Origin of the sequence: Pseudoalteromonas sp. R86517 (assembly GCF_042466295.1) — a bacterium.
In the GTDB taxonomy this organism is placed as follows: Bacteria; Pseudomonadota; Gammaproteobacteria; order Enterobacterales; family Alteromonadaceae; genus Pseudoalteromonas; species Pseudoalteromonas atlantica.
This window is the reverse complement of the sequence record NZ_JAXHCB010000001.1, coordinates 2,678,164-2,693,148: the sequence shown is the minus strand read 5'-3', so window position 1 is coordinate 2,693,148 and position 14,985 is coordinate 2,678,164. Positions and strand designations below refer to the sequence as shown.

Here is a 14,985-nt window from a genome sequence, read left to right as displayed (position 1 = left end):
TTGTTAATTGGCATAACTCTTGGAATCCTGTTGTTGTTATCAATTAAAAACAACAGGACAAAACAATGAGTATATTTAATCGCGTAAATGATGTTATCCAATCCAATATTGCTGCCATGCTGGATAAAGCAGAAGACCCAGAAAAACTCCTCAACCTTATGCTAAGTGAAATGCAAGAAGCGCTTAACGAATGTAGAAGCACGGCCGCAGCCTTACTGTGCGAAGAAAAAACGCTTAAACGCCAAATTGCACAAAAACAAAAAGACTTAACTTTGTGGCAAACAAAAGCTGAGCTGGCAGTTGCTAAAAACCGTGACGATTTAGCCAAGTCTGCGTTAGTAGAAAAACAGCGAGTAGATGAGCAAATTGTAGCAAAAAACACTCAGCTAAATACTCTAAAGGAGTCGATAGAGAAAATTACGGCAGATTGTGAGCGCTTACAGCAAAAAATGGCGCAAGCTAAAAGCAAACAAGCTCAATTAATAAAACGCCACGATATTGTTGCTGCACGTGAAAAAATGAACATGCAATTACACAGCGACAAGGTCGCAAATGCTTTGTCTCGCTTTGAAATGATAGAGCAAAAAGTGGAAGGCATAGAAGCACAGGTTGATGCTTATGAACTTACAAATACAGCGCAATCAACCGCTGAACAAATTGAGTCTTTAGTTAAAAATGAAAAAATAGATGCAGAGCTGGCTCGTTTAAAAGCCAGTGTTAAGCAAAGTAATACCAATACAACTGCGCCAAGCGCTTAAGGAGTAAAGTATGAATAACTTTAAAACACGGCGTGGTTGGTACAAAGATTCACTGAATAAAAAAATATCGGGCGTATGCAGTGGGTTAGCGCGTCGCCTTGATTTTCCAGTGTGGTCAACACGCTTAGTAACAATTTTATTATTTATAAGTTTTCCGTTTGCAGTAGCGCTTGGTTATTTGATTGCTCACTGCTGTCTTGAAGAGCGTGCGTATTAGGAGAGGGATATGAAAACCTTAGCAATATGTGTTGTCGTATATGTGTTACTTTTTACTGATACTGTGTCGCTAATACATTTTGATTCATGGCAGTTTCCACTTTGGATTGCAGATATGAGCTGGGTGGGGCTTGAGCTGGCTGGCGTATTAGTCGCTATTATTGCAGTGGTAGCCGTAATGGCTTTAGTGACCATGGGGTTAATAGGCGCAGGGATTGTCGCGCTGGTTGGCACCATTTTGGCACTGTTATTTGGTTCAGTGATGATAGCCTGGCCATTATTATTTGTAGCTGTACTGTGCTGGTTGGTGCTCGATAACAAAAAAGTAACCTCTTAAGCCTTAATTTAACTGACTATTATTAGTTAACTATGTTAAATTTAAAGTGAAATTTTATGCTTTCACAAGGAATAAAGCGATGATGAAGCAGTGCTTTTTTATGGCCTCGGCGTTAATGATTAATGTGTTTTCGTCATCGGTTGCTGCACATGCTGGGCACAGCCACGATACAGACGAAGCTAAGCTTGAAGTAAGCCATGCACAAGTAAGGGCATTTTTGCCTGGTAGTAAGTCGAGTGTTGGCTATTTAACAATTTCTAACCACGGTGGTGGTGTTGCTAAATTAACTAAAGCGACCATCGAAGGTTTAGGCCGTGTAGAAATACATGAGCATAAACATGTCAACGGCATGATGAAAATGCAACAGGTTAAAGCCGTTACTATTAAGGGCCATGAAAGCCTAAGCTTTGAGCCTGGTGGTTACCATTTAATGGTATTTGATCCACAAGAGCCACTAAAAGTAGGGCAAGAACGTAAACTCACGCTATATTTTAGTGACGGTAACCGCTTGTTTACTAATGCTCAAGTGGTTTCGCTTGAAGCGCAAGCTGCGCATTCAAAGCCATCTAAAAAACAACACGCTCATCACTAGGAGGATAAATGTCGCAACATAAAGGAAAAATAGCTGGTGCCTTAGTGGTACTACTTATTATTTTTTACGCTATTGCAGTTTATTGGAGCATTGAGCCGGCACGTTTTAACGTAGTAACTAATGCAAAAGAAACCGCGCAAGCACGCAACGAAAAAATGGTAACAGGCTATACAACCACCTCAACGCTTATTACCGTTGCTAGCACATTACTTGATAAGCAAGGTGGATATTTATCAAACGATGTGATGCCGCCAAGTGTGATAATGGATGACATGCCTGCGTGGGAATATGGCGCGCTTGAAATGGTGCGTGATTTAGCGCTATCAATGCGTAAAGACTTTAGCCGTTCACAGTCGCAATCTACCGAACATGAAGCCCTTAAAAAAGCGCAGCCGCAATTTAATATTAGCTCTGAGGCATGGGCATGGCCAAGTGCCGAGGGAGAGTATCAAAAGGGAATAGACTACCTTCTTGTGTACCGCTCACAAATTGCTAACGAACATGAGCGCGATAGCCAATTTTATTCACGTGCAGATAATCTACGTAGCTGGTTAAAAGAAGCCGAAAAGCGTTTAGGCAGTTTAAGTCAGCGTTTAAGTGCAAGTGTTGGCCAAGACAAAGTAAATACCGATTTAGCCGGTAATTCTTCAAACACGCAAGCGACCTATACACCACTTCAGCAACAAGTAAGAACGTCGTGGTGGGAAATAGACGACGTGTTTTACGAGTCACGCGGTGCAACGTGGGCGTTATTACACTTTTTACAAGCAGTTGAGTATGACTTTGCTGATGTATTAGAAAAGAAAAACGCGCGTGTAAGCTTACAGCAAATTATACGTGAGCTTGAGGCAACACAAGAAACCGTGTGGAGCCCAATTATATTAAACGGGAATGGTTTTGGCTTTGTGGCAAATCATTCTTTAGTTATGGCAAATTATATTTCAAGAGCCAATGCGGCTTTAATCGAACTTAGCGAACTACTAGCTCAAGGATAAAAAATGAAAAAGTATTGTTTAGCAGCTGCCCTTTCAATGGCATGTTTAGCCCCTGCAGCACAGGCAGACACTCTATTAGGTTTATATGTAGGTGTTGATGGCTGGCAGTCAGATAACGACGGTCAGTTTTCTTACAAAGATAACGCACCACAAGATTTTAATTTTGAAGACGAAACCTTTATTAGCTACTACGCGGCACTAGAGCACCCAGTGCCATTAGTTCCTAACCTAAAGCTTAAATACACTGAGCTTGAACTTAATGGCTCAGCAACCCTTACTGATACGTTTAGCTTTAATGGCTCAGATTACGTGGTTGGTACAACTGCAAATACATTAAGTGATTTAACTCACATTGATTATATTCTTTATTACGAAATTTTTGATAACGATTTAATTTCAATTGATTTAGGTTTAAACGCAAAGCAGTTTGACGGTGACATTGTTGTAACTGGTACTACTCAACAAGGTGGCACTAACTTCTCTGAAACTAAAGATTTTTCGGGCTTTGTGCCACTTGCTTATGGCCGTGCTGAAGCAGGCTTACCATTTACGGGTTTAAGTGTGTTTTTTGAAGGCAGCTTTTTAGCTATCGACGATAGTAAAGTGCAAGACTACCAAGTAGGCGTAGCGTATGAACTTATTGATAACCTAGCGGTAGATGTAGCTATTAAAGCAGGTTACCGTTCTATGACGTTAGAGCTAGATGATGTTGATGATATTAACACCGATATTGACGCATCAGGCCCATTTGCGGGTATTCAAGTTCACTTTTAATTAGTGAGCTTACAGCGTGGTGTGTTATTTATTAACATGCCACGTTAAATCAAATTCTCCCTCCAATGCATTATTAATTAATTGCTTATACACCTTATTTACCGGGTAATTTATAAGCTTAGAAAGCTCATCGCCAGTTTGGGTAAACTTGTAATAGCTTAATACTAAGTCACTGCTTTTAGCTTTTAACGTCACTTTTTGCGATAAAAACGACAGGGTGAGTTCTTGACCTGCTTTTAATACCGCCGATTCTATTTCTTTTCTGTAGAGTAAATTAAGATCCATTAGGGTTAAAATATCAGGAAAGCTGATCCCCGTTTTTCCTAAATTTAACGATACCTTATTGCCTTTTCGTAGTAAGTCGAAAAGCGAAGGCTTTTTATAAAACCCTAATAAAATAAAGTGGCTGTCGTCTTTTGCGTTGTAGCTACTCAGCGATACACACTTTTGTAATGCATCAGCTTCGCGTTGGGTCATATGCTTGAGTGTTTGTAAGCTTTTTATAGAAAATGTACCGGGGTTGAGCGTCTCGCCAGTTAAAATTTTAGCCCACAGTGTTTGCATCGATTCATTTGAGGTGTCTTCACATAAGGCAATAAAGCGCTCTACCCAGTCGGCATCTGGTTGTTTATTGCTTGCCACATCGGGGCAAAATCCCATTGCTTTAGCTAAAATGGTTTCTATATTTTGCTGCTGTTTTATAAGCAGTAAATCTTGGCGCTTTTGGGCGCGCGCTAAAATAGGGTTATCGCTATTTATGTGATAAAGCGGGTTTAGATCGCCTTTAGAGCCGTAACTTTGATCTGTACTTGGTTGCCCAGTATTTGTGGTTATTTTTTTTACGGGGTAGCCAAGTAAAGACTCAATTATATTGGCGAGGTTAATTCTCGCTTGGGCTGATTTTACTGTCATCGTTATCCAGCTGCGTTTTTTGGTCGCGTAATTGCGCCACTGTTTGTAAGTTATTTAAGCCAAGTGACACTGTATTGCTTAATACATACTCACTAAAAATTGATAGATAACCCGAAATTAGCGGGGTATTGGTTTGGCCATTAATATTACACGTTACATTTACCACACCTTCTACTTCGGTAAATGTAATTTCACCTTCAATAATATGCTCATTTTTTAAAAGCGCATTAAAGGTCATTTTATTTTGCGAAAGCGAAGTAATGGTCATTTCTCCATACCCCCAGTCACTTTGCCACGATTGATGCGCGCCTATACCGCGACTAGGTTCGCCTAAAGTAAAAGTGATAGACGGATCTACTTTGCCCCAAGGTGACCATGTATGCCAAAGGCTAAAGTCAGAGACCAGCGATTTAACGGTCGCTACATTGGCATTTATTTGTATGTTTTTATTTACGCTGTAATTTTGCGGCAGGGTTAAACCAATCAAAATAGCCACTAAAACTAACAATAAGAGCGTTTTTATAAGGATTTTAAAAAATTTAATAGGCACACCTTTCACGAGTTTTTTAGTTTGAAATATAACAACTTTTTATTAATCGACTATAGTATGAATTAGCCTATAAACCAAAAATATATTTTTAGCACATAGGTATGAGCTTATATAAGTATTAAAACTGATAAAGGGTAGATAATGTCGTCAGAGCAAAGCGATTTTTTATTTTTAGCGCCAGACAGCGAAGAAGAAATAACCCAAGAATTATCTGATTTTTGGGATGTTTTGATCGTTGATGACGATCCTGAAATACATTCAGTGACTAAGCTTGCATTGTCGGGCGTAGAGTTTTGGGGGGCAGGGCTGCGTTTTCACGATGCGTACTCTGGCAGCGAAGCCATCGAAATACTCAAAAACAATAATACAATATCCGTTATTTTTTTAGATGTAGTGATGGAATCTGATGATGCGGGTTTGCAAGTTGTAAAACGCGTACGCGAAGAGCTTAACAATCAGCATGTGCGAATTATTTTACGAACCGGCCAAGCGGGCAACACCCCAGAAGAAAAAGTAATTCGCGAATATGACATTAACGACTATAAAACAAAAACAGAGTTAACTCGTTCTAAATTAGTAACTTCTTTAATCACCGCTATTCGCTCGTACGAGCAAGTATGCCAGCTTGAGTATCAAAGTGATGCGATGAACACCATTGTTTCGGCTTCAAAGTCTATTTTAGGGCTTACCGATATTAAAGTGTTATGCAAAGAGATTATTAAACACTTGGGTATTATTTTAGAGTGCCAACAAGTTGGGTTGGTATGCAGTAAGCTAGATGGCGATAACTTTATTCAAGTATTGGGTGGTAGTGGCCATTATGAGAGCTACTTTGGTGAAAAGCTTGCTAATGTTGATAGCGTTGCGCTTGAACAAGTAGATCAGTGTTTTGAGTCGGCTCAGCATTGCCAAACTGATTCGAGCGTAACTTTTATTGTTAAAAGTAAGCACCGCCAGGCTGCTATTTATTTAGAGTGCGAGCATAAACCGAGTGATGCGCAGCTGCAATTTGCAGAGATTTTTCTTACTAATGTGAGTGTAGCCCTTGATAACGTAAGGCTGTTTGTAAAACTAAGAGATGCGGCCTACAAAGATGTACTAACCGGTATTTCTAATCGTACTAATTTTATTGAGCGGGTGGTGCGTTATCAAAAACCACATGTTAATGACTACGTTTTTGTATTAATTGATGTGATTGGTTTTGCAGATATTAACAATGGCTTAGGACAAGAAATTGGCAATCATTTGTTAATCGAGATTGTAAAGCGGCTTAAAGATGCTTATCCAGACGCAAAGTTATTGTCGCGTATTGGCGCAGATGTATTTGGCTTTATTATTCGCCAAACGGAGTTTGACCTTGAACAATTTAACGACGTGCTAAGTGTGCCTTTTAGTGCTGGCGAGCATATTTTGCCTGTCGATTTTAGAATTGGTTTATGTCAGCAGCAAGACTTTCAAAGTACTGGGTTAGATACACTCAAAGTTGCCTATATTGCATTAAACCAAGCTAAAAAGCTTAAATGCAAAGAGGGTATTTACTACGATATTGATATGCAAGACAAAATGGCTTGGCGCTTAGGTATTATTAGGCAGTTACGTCATGACTTTGCTCGGCAAAAGCTCCAAGTGTGGTATCAGCCTCAGCTTTCACTCGATAATTTATCTTTGATTGGCTGTGAAGCATTGCTGCGCTGGCCATCAGAAGATGGCTCGTTTATATCTCCTGCGGTGTTTGTGCCTTTAGCAGAGGATGCCGGTTTAATTGTTGATATTGGCCAATGGGTTTTAGAACAAGCTTGCCAACAGCAAAAACGCTTAGAGGCACTCGGTGAAGAAATTTGCATTGCTGTAAATGTATCTGTGCCGCAATTTAAGGTTAAAGGCTACGCTAAAACAGTAAAAAACACCTTACAAAAGTACGATGTTAAACCCTGCAATATAGAGTTAGAAGTGACTGAAAGCGTGGTAATGGATGAATTAGAAACCGTGATCAATACCCTAAAAGAGTTAAAAGAATTAGGCGTAGAAGTGGCGATTGATGATTTTGGAACGGGCTTTTCTTCGTTAAGTTACTTACAAAGTTTACCGCTTGATAGGCTTAAAATAGACCGCGCATTTGTAAAAGATTTACCTGATAACGATACCGGTGCTATTGCTGCTTTGGTGGTGTCGCTTGGTGCTAAACTAGGACTAAAAACAATTGCTGAAGGTGTAGAAACACAGCAGCAGGCAGAGTTTTTGAAAAACTTAGGGTGTGATGAAGTACAGGGTTTTATGTACGCTAAGCCAATGCCTGAGCACGAACTTTTAGAGTTTATTAAAGAGCGAAATAAAAAAACTTAATATCAACAGACTTTACAGTAGGCGCGATATCTCTAGGCAATGTTGTATAAATAAGCAATGTATTAGGATATAATTCGCGCCTTTTGTTATTCTACGGCCAAAACTATGAGCTCCCTTAAAGCTGAACGCGCGCTATTTTCATACCCCAAATATTGGGCTGAATGTTATGGCACCGCCCCATTTTTACCTACCACTCGCGAAGAAATGGACGCTCTTGGCTGGGATAGCTGCGACATTATAATTATTAGCGGCGATGCCTATGTAGATCACCCTAGTTTTGGTATGGCGGTTATTGGCCGTGTACTTGAAGCGCAAGGCTTTAGAGTGGGTATAATTGCTCAGCCAGATTGGCAATCAAAAGATGCCTTTATGGGGCTTGGTAAACCAAACTTATTTTTTGGTGTAACAGCCGGCAACATGGATTCGATGATCAACCGCTACACGGCAGAAAAACGAATGCGCCATGACGATGCCTATACACCAGGTAATGTGGGCGGCAAGCGCCCTGACCGTGCGGTGATGATTTACTCTCAGCGCTTACGCGAAGCCTACAAAGGTGTGCCTATTGTTATTGGTGGTATTGAAGCAAGCTTGCGCCGTATTGCTCATTACGACTACTGGCAAGAAAAAGTACGCCGTAGTATTTTATTTGATGCCAAAGCCGACATCCTTATTTATGGTAATGCAGAGCGCCCGCTGGTGGAAGTAGCCCATCGTATAGCCGCTGGCGAAACTATGGATACAATTCAGGATATTCGTGGTACAGCGGTTATTCGTAAAGAGCCAATACCGGGCTGGCGCGGAAGTGATTCAACAGCGATTGATAAAATTGGCAAAATTGACCCTATTCCAAACCCCTATGGGGCTGATGATGTTGGGTGTAGTAAATCAGAGTTTAAGCAAGCCGGTATTGATTTAAAAGCAGAGGCCGCTAAACCTATAACTATTCAGCCTGCACGTCCTAAACCGTGGGAAAAAACATACGTTAAACTGCCTGCATTTGAGCAAGTAAGTGTTAATAAACCGCTTTATGCCCATGCTTCGCGCATTTTGCACCAAGAGACCAACCCAGGTTGTGCTCGTGCGTTATTTCAGCGCCATGGCGATCGCTCTATTTGGGTTAACCCGCCGGCATTCCCGCTCGAAACCCATGAGATGGATGATGTATTTGGTTTGCCTTATCAGCGTATACCGCACCCAAGTTATGGTGATGCAAAAATACCAGCCTACGATATGATTAAAACGTCGGTTAATATTATGCGTGGCTGTTTTGGTGGCTGTTCGTTCTGCTCTATTACCGAGCATGAAGGACGTATTATTCAAAGTCGCTCGCAAGAGTCGATTATTGATGAAATAGAACAAATTAGAGATAAAGTACCTGGTTTTACCGGTGTTATTTCTGATTTAGGTGGCCCAACGGCCAACATGTATAAATTACGCTGTACGAGCAAAAAAGCAGAAAGTACCTGTAGACGACTTTCATGTGTTTACCCTGATATATGTAAGCACATGGATACAGACCATACACCTACTATCGATTTATACAAAAAAGCCCGTGAAGTGAAAGGCATTAAAAAGATTTTGATCGCCTCAGGCGTTCGTTACGATCTAGCCGTACAAGACCCTCGCTATGTAAAAGAGCTGGTTACACATCATGTGGGTGGCTATTTAAAAATTGCCCCTGAGCACACAGAAGATGGCCCTTTGTCTAAAATGATGAAGCCGGGCATGGGTGCTTACGATCAATTTAAAGAGTTATTTGATAAGTACTCAAAAGAAGCGGGTAAAAAGCAGTATTTAATACCGTACTTTATTTCAGCGCACCCAGGTACCAAAGACGAAGACATGGTTAACATGGCATTGTGGCTTAAATCTAACGACTTTAAGTTAGACCAAGTACAAAACTTTTACCCGTCGCCTATGGCCAATGCAACCACCATTTACCATACAGAAATGAACTCGTTGCGTAATATTAAAAACAACAAAGAGCAAGTTCCCGTGCCAAAAGGAGCACGCCAACGTCGCTTACACAAAGCAATATTGCGTTATCACGATCCATCGGGTTGGCCAATGATCCGCGATGCACTGCGTAGTATGGGGAAAGCCAATTTAATTGGTAAAGGCCCAAATTGCTTAGTGCCAGAAGAAGGCCGTGATGAAAAAGCACATAAAGGCGCTGGTAAAGGTAAAGGAGGGCGCCCAGCCTTAACGCGCCATACTGGGTTTAGCCAATTTAAAAAGGCTAACACTAAACCTAAAGTGGGCGGCAATCGCCAGCGTGCTTCTCGCTAAGTGTTAAAACAAGTAAATAAAAAACCCGATACTGAGTAACAGTATCGGGTTTTTTTATTGCGTTAATTTACTGTTGTTAGGTGTACATTACACTTTAAAGTTTTCTACCGATATTCTTAGCTCTTCAGCAAGTTTGGCTACTTCTGAGCTTGAAATGTTTGTTTGATTTGCACCCTCAGCTGTTTGCTCGGCTATGGCTACAATAGATTCTAAACGTTCACTAATTTCTTGTGATACTTGTTGTTGCTCTTGAGCAGCGGTAGAGATTTCTTCACTTACATCGTGTGCTTGCGATACGGCAAGTGTAATTGAGTCTAATGCGCTGCTTGCTAAGTCGCTTTGTTCAACACATGATTCTGCTTGCTGTTTACCTTTATCCATTGCTGTTACAGCCGCTTCTGCGCCACTTTGAAGCGATTCAATCATAGATTGTATCTCTTGGGTCGACTCTTGCGTTTTGCTTGCCAGTGAGCGTACTTCATCCGCTACTACCGCAAAACCTCGGCCATATTCACCTGCACGCGCTGCTTCAATTGCAGCGTTAAGTGCTAATAGGTTGGTTTGCTCTGCAATGCCGCGTATTACATCTAAAATACTGCCTATAGATGCGCTGTCTTGATGAAGCTTATTAATAACACCTGATGCATCGTCCACCTCGCGAGCAAGTTGCTCAATAGTGGCTTTGTTTTGATGAGATATACCTTTTACACGTTCAGCTTCTTTATCGGCATTTTTTATTTCGTTAAGTGCCTGCTGTGCGCTGTTGCTTACTGTTTGCGACGTGCTGCTCATTTCGGTTGTGGCGGTTGCCGCTTGCTCTACTTGTGCTTGTTGGTTACGAATAGCTTGGCTTGACTCACCGGTAATGGCCGATGTTTGCTCAGACGCCGCTGCTAATTGAGTTGAGCGTGAAATAATGCCCTTAATTAAGCTACGTAGGCTATCTATAAGGGTGTTACAGCTTTTTGATAGCTCGCCAAATTCATCTTTTGCAGAGTCATCTAAGCGTTGGGTCATATCACCGCTGGCAACAATATCTAAAATCCGATTAACCTCAGCCAGTGGCTTAGTGATTCTATTAACGGTAAGGATCGCAATTGCAATTGCAATTAACGTTGCGATGATCATACCTGCCCATGTCCAGAGCGTCGCTGAGTCTACATCCTCGCGAACACCTTCTTGTAATTTGTAAGCCACAGTACTTGCTTGTGTTACTAAATCATCAATTTGCGACAGTGCCATAGTGGTTGCTTGCTCTGATTGGGCAAGTTCTTTTTCGGTAAGTGCGATAGCGTCAATAAGGCGCTGCTTATTGGCCGCTAGGCTATTATTGCCGCTAATATTTTCTATCAGCGTATCAACGTATGCTTGTAAATCACTGTATAGGTCGTTGTTATCTTGCTCTATAGCTGGCTTTATTAACGTTAAAGTACGAATTACTTCGTCAAGGTAATAAGCTTGCTCATTTTTTACAATATCTAAGGTGTTTGTCGTCTTAACCGTGAGCATATCGGTACTGTTACTCACCACAGACATAAAGTTGTTTTCTAAGTTATTGGCGGCTTGGTAAGCGCGTGGGTGATTTTGCTCAAAGTTAGTAATATCTGTGATATCAAGCACGACTGAATTGGCATCTTCAGCTGCAATCTCAATTGTTTCAAGCTGTGCTGTGAGGGTTTTATTAAGTGCTAGTTGTTTATCTTTATCAGCTAATAGGTTTTCGACCGTACCTAAAAAGCTTAGGTAGGTTTTTTCTACAGCTTGGCTTTTTTGACTCAGTGATGCATCATTTTTTACAACACGTTGAAGGTCGGCGTGCAGCGAGTTGAATTTGTCTTTTTGCTCAAGTACTTTTTGTTTTATAGGGGTGAGCTGTGCGCTTGAGGTGGTATAAAAACTAGCTTGGGCTGCTTTACTCATTAAAATAAATTCAGCTTGTAGTTCTGAGCTTTTATTAAGCGCGGGCAGTGATAACTGGTTTACCTGCTGGGTAGAGCGGTCAATGCTCGCAATTTTTATTAAAGAGTTACCACCAATGATTATGAGTAATAAGGTGATAAATATAAAACCACACCAAATTCGTTGGCTTACTGTCAGATTCATATGGATTTCCAATTAAAGTACTTCAATCACATCTTATCGGCTTTTTAACCAATAAGTTAAGCAATTAATATCTATTAATTTAAATTTAACATATGTGCTGGAGTTTTACAGTTTATTTAGATAAAAGCGTCGGCTTTTCTACTATTTTTTGCTTAGTTTGCAAGTCCATCATCGTTAAAGCACCGCCCCATACGCATCCGGTATCGAGCGCATGTATGTGATTGAGCTGAGTAACCCCTTCAAGAGCGGCCCAATGGCCAAATATAAGGTTGTTTTCTAATGCTTTTATATTAGGGTGAGTAAACCAGGCTGTTAACGTTTTATTATCGTTAATTGCGCCTTTCGCACTAAGCTCTAACGTGTTGTTGCTGGTTAAAAAGCGCATGCGGGTAAAGTAGTTAACAATGTATCTAAACTTCTCAAATTCGTTTAAATCGTCATGCCATATAGCGGGGTGGGGCTGATACATTTTTTCAAAAAAGTGCTTAGCATTAGCCGATTGATAACAACGCTGAGCAAACTGTGCGTGTTTAAGTGCGCTTTCTATAGACCAATTAGGGTTAAGCCCTGCATGCGATATAAAGCTGCGGTGCTGTGCTAAATAAATAGCAAGCGGCTGAGTTTGCAAATAGGCGATATAGTGATGAAGCTTTTTACTATCAAAAATAGCACCGAGTTTATCTTTGGGGTTGATTGGCTTATTAAGATAGTGACAGGCAACCATGTGTAAATCATGATTGCCTAAAGTAACAGTCATGCTGTCTTGATGGCGATAAATATAATCTAGGCAGGCTAGGGAGTCCGGCCCACGTGCGACGATATCGCCCACTAAATAAAGGTGATCTTTGCTTGGGTTAAAGTCAACCCGTTTGAGCAAGCGGCTAAACTCTTTAAAGCAGCCTTGTAAATCACCAATTGCGTAATCAGCCATGGCGCTTTTTACTAATGTAGAATGTTAGGGCACGCTAAACGAAATACGCTTATAGGTGCTTCAAACTCAGAGCCAAACTCATTGCGCAGTGTGTAGTGTCCCTGCATGGTGCCAACAGGGGTGTCCAATATTGCGCCACTGGTGTATTTATAAGTTTCGCCTGGGCCTATAACGGGGGTTTCGCCCACAACGCCTTCGCCCTCTACTTCAACTTCTTTACCATTGGCATCGGTGATCAACCAATAACGGCTTAAAAGTGTAGCGCTGCAAAGACTGTGGTTTTTAATTGTCACTGAGTAGGCAAAAACGTACTTTTCTAGCTCAGGCTGAGATTGCCCTTCAACATAAAAAGTCTCTACAGAGACTTTTACAGGAGAGCCAATATTACTGCTTGTTGTCATAAATCCAATTAGCTATATCAATAAATTGTTGTAACGTTAGGCTTTCAGCACGCAAAGTAATATCAATACCAATGCTGGTAAGCTCATCTGCGGTGAGTAAGTTGCCTAAGCTGTTACGCAATGTTTTACGGCGTTGGTTAAAGGCTTCTAAACACACGGTGTTTAAAATTTTCACGCTTTTAGCGGTACGTTGCTCGGCTTTTTTAGGGATCAGACGAATAACCGCAGAGTCTACTTTAGGTGCTGGTTTAAAACACTCTGGCGGTACTTCAACCACGGGCATTGCGTGGCAGTAGTATTGTGTCATCACGCTTAAGCGGCCAAAAGTTTTGCTGCCTGGGCCTGCAACCATACGTTTTACTACTTCTTTTTGCAGCATAAAGTGCATGTGCTCAATATGATCAGCAAACTCAAAAAGATGAAACAGTAATGGCGTAGAAATATTGTAAGGCAGGTTACCAAACACTTTTAATTTTTTGTCATCGCGTACAAGGCTTGCAAAGTCAAACTTCATTGCATCGCCTTGGTTTACGTTTAATTTAGGACCTAAAAAAGGGTGCTCAATTAAACGCTGAGCTAAGTCTTTATCTAGCTCAACAACAGTAAGTTGGCCGCTTAAATCGGCAACAGGTTCGGTAATTGCGCCTAAACCTGGGCCAATCTCTACTAGGTTGTCTTGTGGTTTAGGATCGATTGCAGTCACTATTTTATCAATGATAGATTCATCAAATAAAAAGTTTTGCCCAAAACGTTTACGGGCGCGGTGTCCTAAATGTACTTTATCGGTCATTGATTCTGTGCTTTTTCATGGGCGAGCTTAATTGCTTCGCGGATCGCTAATTCAAAACTGCCAACTTCAGCGTCACCGGTGCCTGCTAAATCAAGCGCAGTACCGTGATCAACCGAAGTGCGGATAAATGGTAAACCTAAGGTTATATTTACCGAGTTACCAAATCCCTTGTATTTTAGCACAGGTAAACCCTGATCGTGATACATAGCAAGCACGGCATCGGCTTGAGAGAGGTATTTATCCTGAAATAGGGTATCGGCAGGAAGCGGACCAATTAAATTCATGCCTTGGCTGTTTAAGAGCTCAAGCGTAGGTGAAATTGTCTCTATTTCTTCTGTGCCTAAATGACCGTCTTCGCCGGCATGGGGGTTTAATCCACACACTAAAATTTTTGGTTGCTCAATACCAAACTTAGTTTGTAAGTCGTGGTTTAAAATACTAATAACTTTAGTTAAGCGCTCTTGTGTAATTGCACGCGATACATAAGCCAGTGGTATATGCGTTGTTACTAGGGCAACACGCAAGCCTTCAGTTGCTAGCATCATTACTACATCAGAGGTGCCCGACTGCTGAGCAAAGTACTCAGTGTGGCCACTAAAGGAAATACCGGCTTTATTAATAATCCCTTTGTGAACAGGGCCCGTGACAACGGCATCAAAGGTGCCGTCCATATTCTTTTCGCTGGCAATACGTAAGGTATCAAGCACGTATTGGCCGTTTAAGTCGTCTAGTTCACCTAGCTTAACGTCAGTGCCTAAATCTACTTGGTGAATATAAATGCTACCTGCAGGCGCTATAGCTGCAGGGGCATTTTCATCAAAATCAATTAGCTCAATATTAAGGCCCAAGTGTTGAGCGCGTTCTTTTAATAACTGTTTGTCGGCGATAGCGACCAGTTGAGCTTGCCATGGTTGCTGCGCTAATTGCAGCAGCAAGTCAGGGCCAATCCCCGCGGGTTCACCCGGGGTAATTGCAATTCGTAATGTCATAA

Annotated in this window: 15 protein-coding genes; 8 read left to right on the top strand and 7 right to left on the bottom strand. The window is 41.3% G+C overall.

Annotated elements, in window-relative coordinates:
• Positions 1 to 65: 65 nt before the first annotated feature.
• From SJY38_RS12195 to SJY38_RS12170, 6 genes are all read left to right on the top strand, one after another.
• Positions 66 to 758, top strand: a complete 693-nt coding sequence (locus SJY38_RS12195; protein ID WP_377109842.1) for a PspA/IM30 family protein — start codon at positions 66 to 68, stop codon at positions 756 to 758.
• A gap of 10 nt (positions 759 to 768) precedes the next feature.
• On the top strand, positions 769 to 975 hold the full coding sequence (locus SJY38_RS12190; protein WP_377109841.1) for a PspC domain-containing protein: 207 nt from the start codon (positions 769 to 771) through the stop codon (positions 973 to 975).
• 9 nt (positions 976 to 984) lie between these two features.
• Positions 985 to 1,311 carry a hypothetical protein gene (locus SJY38_RS12185; RefSeq protein WP_024031509.1) on the top strand — a complete coding sequence of 109 codons (327 nt, stop codon included), beginning with the start codon at positions 985 to 987 and terminating at the stop codon, positions 1,309 to 1,311.
• Between the two features lie 79 nt (positions 1,312 to 1,390).
• Positions 1,391 to 1,903, top strand: a complete 513-nt coding sequence (locus SJY38_RS12180) for a copper chaperone PCu(A)C (protein ID WP_029773289.1) — start codon at positions 1,391 to 1,393, stop codon at positions 1,901 to 1,903.
• Between the two features lie 8 nt (positions 1,904 to 1,911).
• Positions 1,912 to 2,898 (top strand): DUF2333 family protein, encoded by a 987-nt coding sequence (locus SJY38_RS12175; RefSeq protein WP_004585847.1) that lies wholly within the window; start codon positions 1,912 to 1,914, stop codon positions 2,896 to 2,898.
• A gap of 3 nt (positions 2,899 to 2,901) precedes the next feature.
• On the top strand, positions 2,902 to 3,672 hold the full coding sequence (locus tag SJY38_RS12170; protein ID WP_004585848.1) for a TIGR04219 family outer membrane beta-barrel protein: 771 nt from the start codon (positions 2,902 to 2,904) through the stop codon (positions 3,670 to 3,672).
• A 24-nt stretch (positions 3,673 to 3,696) separates the two neighbouring features.
• On the opposite strand, the gene SJY38_RS12165 is transcribed toward SJY38_RS12170, so the two are convergent.
• Positions 3,697 to 4,584, bottom strand: a complete 888-nt coding sequence (locus SJY38_RS12165; RefSeq protein ID WP_121636978.1) for a TIGR03899 family protein — start codon at positions 4,582 to 4,584, stop codon at positions 3,697 to 3,699.
• Positions 4,553 to 5,134 (bottom strand): SRPBCC family protein, encoded by a 582-nt coding sequence (locus tag SJY38_RS12160; protein WP_004585850.1) that lies wholly within the window; start codon positions 5,132 to 5,134, stop codon positions 4,553 to 4,555. Before SJY38_RS12160 ends, SJY38_RS12165 begins: the two co-directional genes overlap by 32 nt.
• A 141-nt stretch (positions 5,135 to 5,275) precedes the next feature.
• On the opposite strand from SJY38_RS12160, the gene SJY38_RS12155 reads away from it, so the two are divergent.
• The gene (locus SJY38_RS12155) at positions 5,276 to 7,477 is read left to right on the top strand and encodes an EAL domain-containing protein (RefSeq protein ID WP_054983551.1); all 2,202 of its coding nucleotides are present in this window, start codon (positions 5,276 to 5,278) and stop codon (positions 7,475 to 7,477) included.
• A gap of 105 nt (positions 7,478 to 7,582) precedes the next feature.
• Positions 7,583 to 9,769, top strand: coding sequence for a YgiQ family radical SAM protein (locus SJY38_RS12150; protein ID WP_024031514.1), 2,187 nt, complete (start codon positions 7,583 to 7,585; stop codon positions 9,767 to 9,769).
• A gap of 87 nt (positions 9,770 to 9,856) precedes the next feature.
• Here SJY38_RS12150 and SJY38_RS12145 read toward each other — a convergent pair whose 3' ends face one another.
• The 5 genes from SJY38_RS12145 to pdxA all read right to left on the bottom strand — a co-directional run bounded on the left by SJY38_RS12145 (position 9,857) and on the right by pdxA (position 14,983).
• Positions 9,857 to 11,872 (bottom strand): methyl-accepting chemotaxis protein, encoded by a 2,016-nt coding sequence (locus SJY38_RS12145; protein WP_004585853.1) that lies wholly within the window; start codon positions 11,870 to 11,872, stop codon positions 9,857 to 9,859.
• Positions 11,873 to 11,984: 112 nt separating this feature from the next.
• Positions 11,985 to 12,803: a symmetrical bis(5'-nucleosyl)-tetraphosphatase gene (locus tag SJY38_RS12140; protein WP_377109840.1), complete on the bottom strand. Its 819-nt coding sequence runs from the start codon at positions 12,801 to 12,803 to the stop codon at positions 11,985 to 11,987.
• 11 nt (positions 12,804 to 12,814) lie between these two features.
• On the bottom strand, positions 12,815 to 13,204 hold the full coding sequence (apaG, locus tag SJY38_RS12135; RefSeq protein WP_004585855.1) for a Co2+/Mg2+ efflux protein ApaG: 390 nt from the start codon (positions 13,202 to 13,204) through the stop codon (positions 12,815 to 12,817).
• On the bottom strand, positions 13,188 to 13,994 hold the full coding sequence (gene rsmA, locus SJY38_RS12130) for a 16S rRNA (adenine(1518)-N(6)/adenine(1519)-N(6))-dimethyltransferase RsmA (protein ID WP_004585856.1): 807 nt from the start codon (positions 13,992 to 13,994) through the stop codon (positions 13,188 to 13,190). Before rsmA ends, apaG begins: the two co-directional genes overlap by 17 nt.
• Positions 13,991 to 14,983 carry a 4-hydroxythreonine-4-phosphate dehydrogenase PdxA gene (gene pdxA, locus SJY38_RS12125; RefSeq protein ID WP_024031517.1) on the bottom strand — a complete coding sequence of 331 codons (993 nt, stop codon included), beginning with the start codon at positions 14,981 to 14,983 and terminating at the stop codon, positions 13,991 to 13,993. Before pdxA ends, rsmA begins: the two co-directional genes overlap by 4 nt.
• Between the last annotated feature and the right edge of the window lie 2 nt (positions 14,984 to 14,985).

Coding starts and splice junctions, on each gene's coding strand:
- pdxA (WP_024031517.1), bottom strand. CDS start 14,983: ATGACATTACGAATTGCAATTACCCCGGGTGAACCCGCGGGGATTGGC.
- SJY38_RS12165 (WP_121636978.1), bottom strand. CDS start 4,584: ATGACAGTAAAATCAGCCCAAGCGAGAATTAACCTCGCCAATATAATT.
- SJY38_RS12170 (WP_004585848.1), top strand. CDS start 2,902: ATGAAAAAGTATTGTTTAGCAGCTGCCCTTTCAATGGCATGTTTAGCC.
- SJY38_RS12155 (WP_054983551.1), top strand. CDS start 5,276: ATGTCGTCAGAGCAAAGCGATTTTTTATTTTTAGCGCCAGACAGCGAA.
- SJY38_RS12140 (WP_377109840.1), bottom strand. CDS start 12,803: ATGGCTGATTACGCAATTGGTGATTTACAAGGCTGCTTTAAAGAGTTT.
- apaG (WP_004585855.1), bottom strand. CDS start 13,204: ATGACAACAAGCAGTAATATTGGCTCTCCTGTAAAAGTCTCTGTAGAG.
- SJY38_RS12145 (WP_004585853.1), bottom strand. CDS start 11,872: ATGAATCTGACAGTAAGCCAACGAATTTGGTGTGGTTTTATATTTATC.
- SJY38_RS12195 (WP_377109842.1), top strand. CDS start 66: ATGAGTATATTTAATCGCGTAAATGATGTTATCCAATCCAATATTGCT.
- SJY38_RS12185 (WP_024031509.1), top strand. CDS start 985: ATGAAAACCTTAGCAATATGTGTTGTCGTATATGTGTTACTTTTTACT.
- SJY38_RS12175 (WP_004585847.1), top strand. CDS start 1,912: ATGTCGCAACATAAAGGAAAAATAGCTGGTGCCTTAGTGGTACTACTT.
- SJY38_RS12180 (WP_029773289.1), top strand. CDS start 1,391: ATGATGAAGCAGTGCTTTTTTATGGCCTCGGCGTTAATGATTAATGTG.
- SJY38_RS12150 (WP_024031514.1), top strand. CDS start 7,583: ATGAGCTCCCTTAAAGCTGAACGCGCGCTATTTTCATACCCCAAATAT.
- SJY38_RS12190 (WP_377109841.1), top strand. CDS start 769: ATGAATAACTTTAAAACACGGCGTGGTTGGTACAAAGATTCACTGAAT.
- rsmA (WP_004585856.1), bottom strand. CDS start 13,994: ATGACCGATAAAGTACATTTAGGACACCGCGCCCGTAAACGTTTTGGG.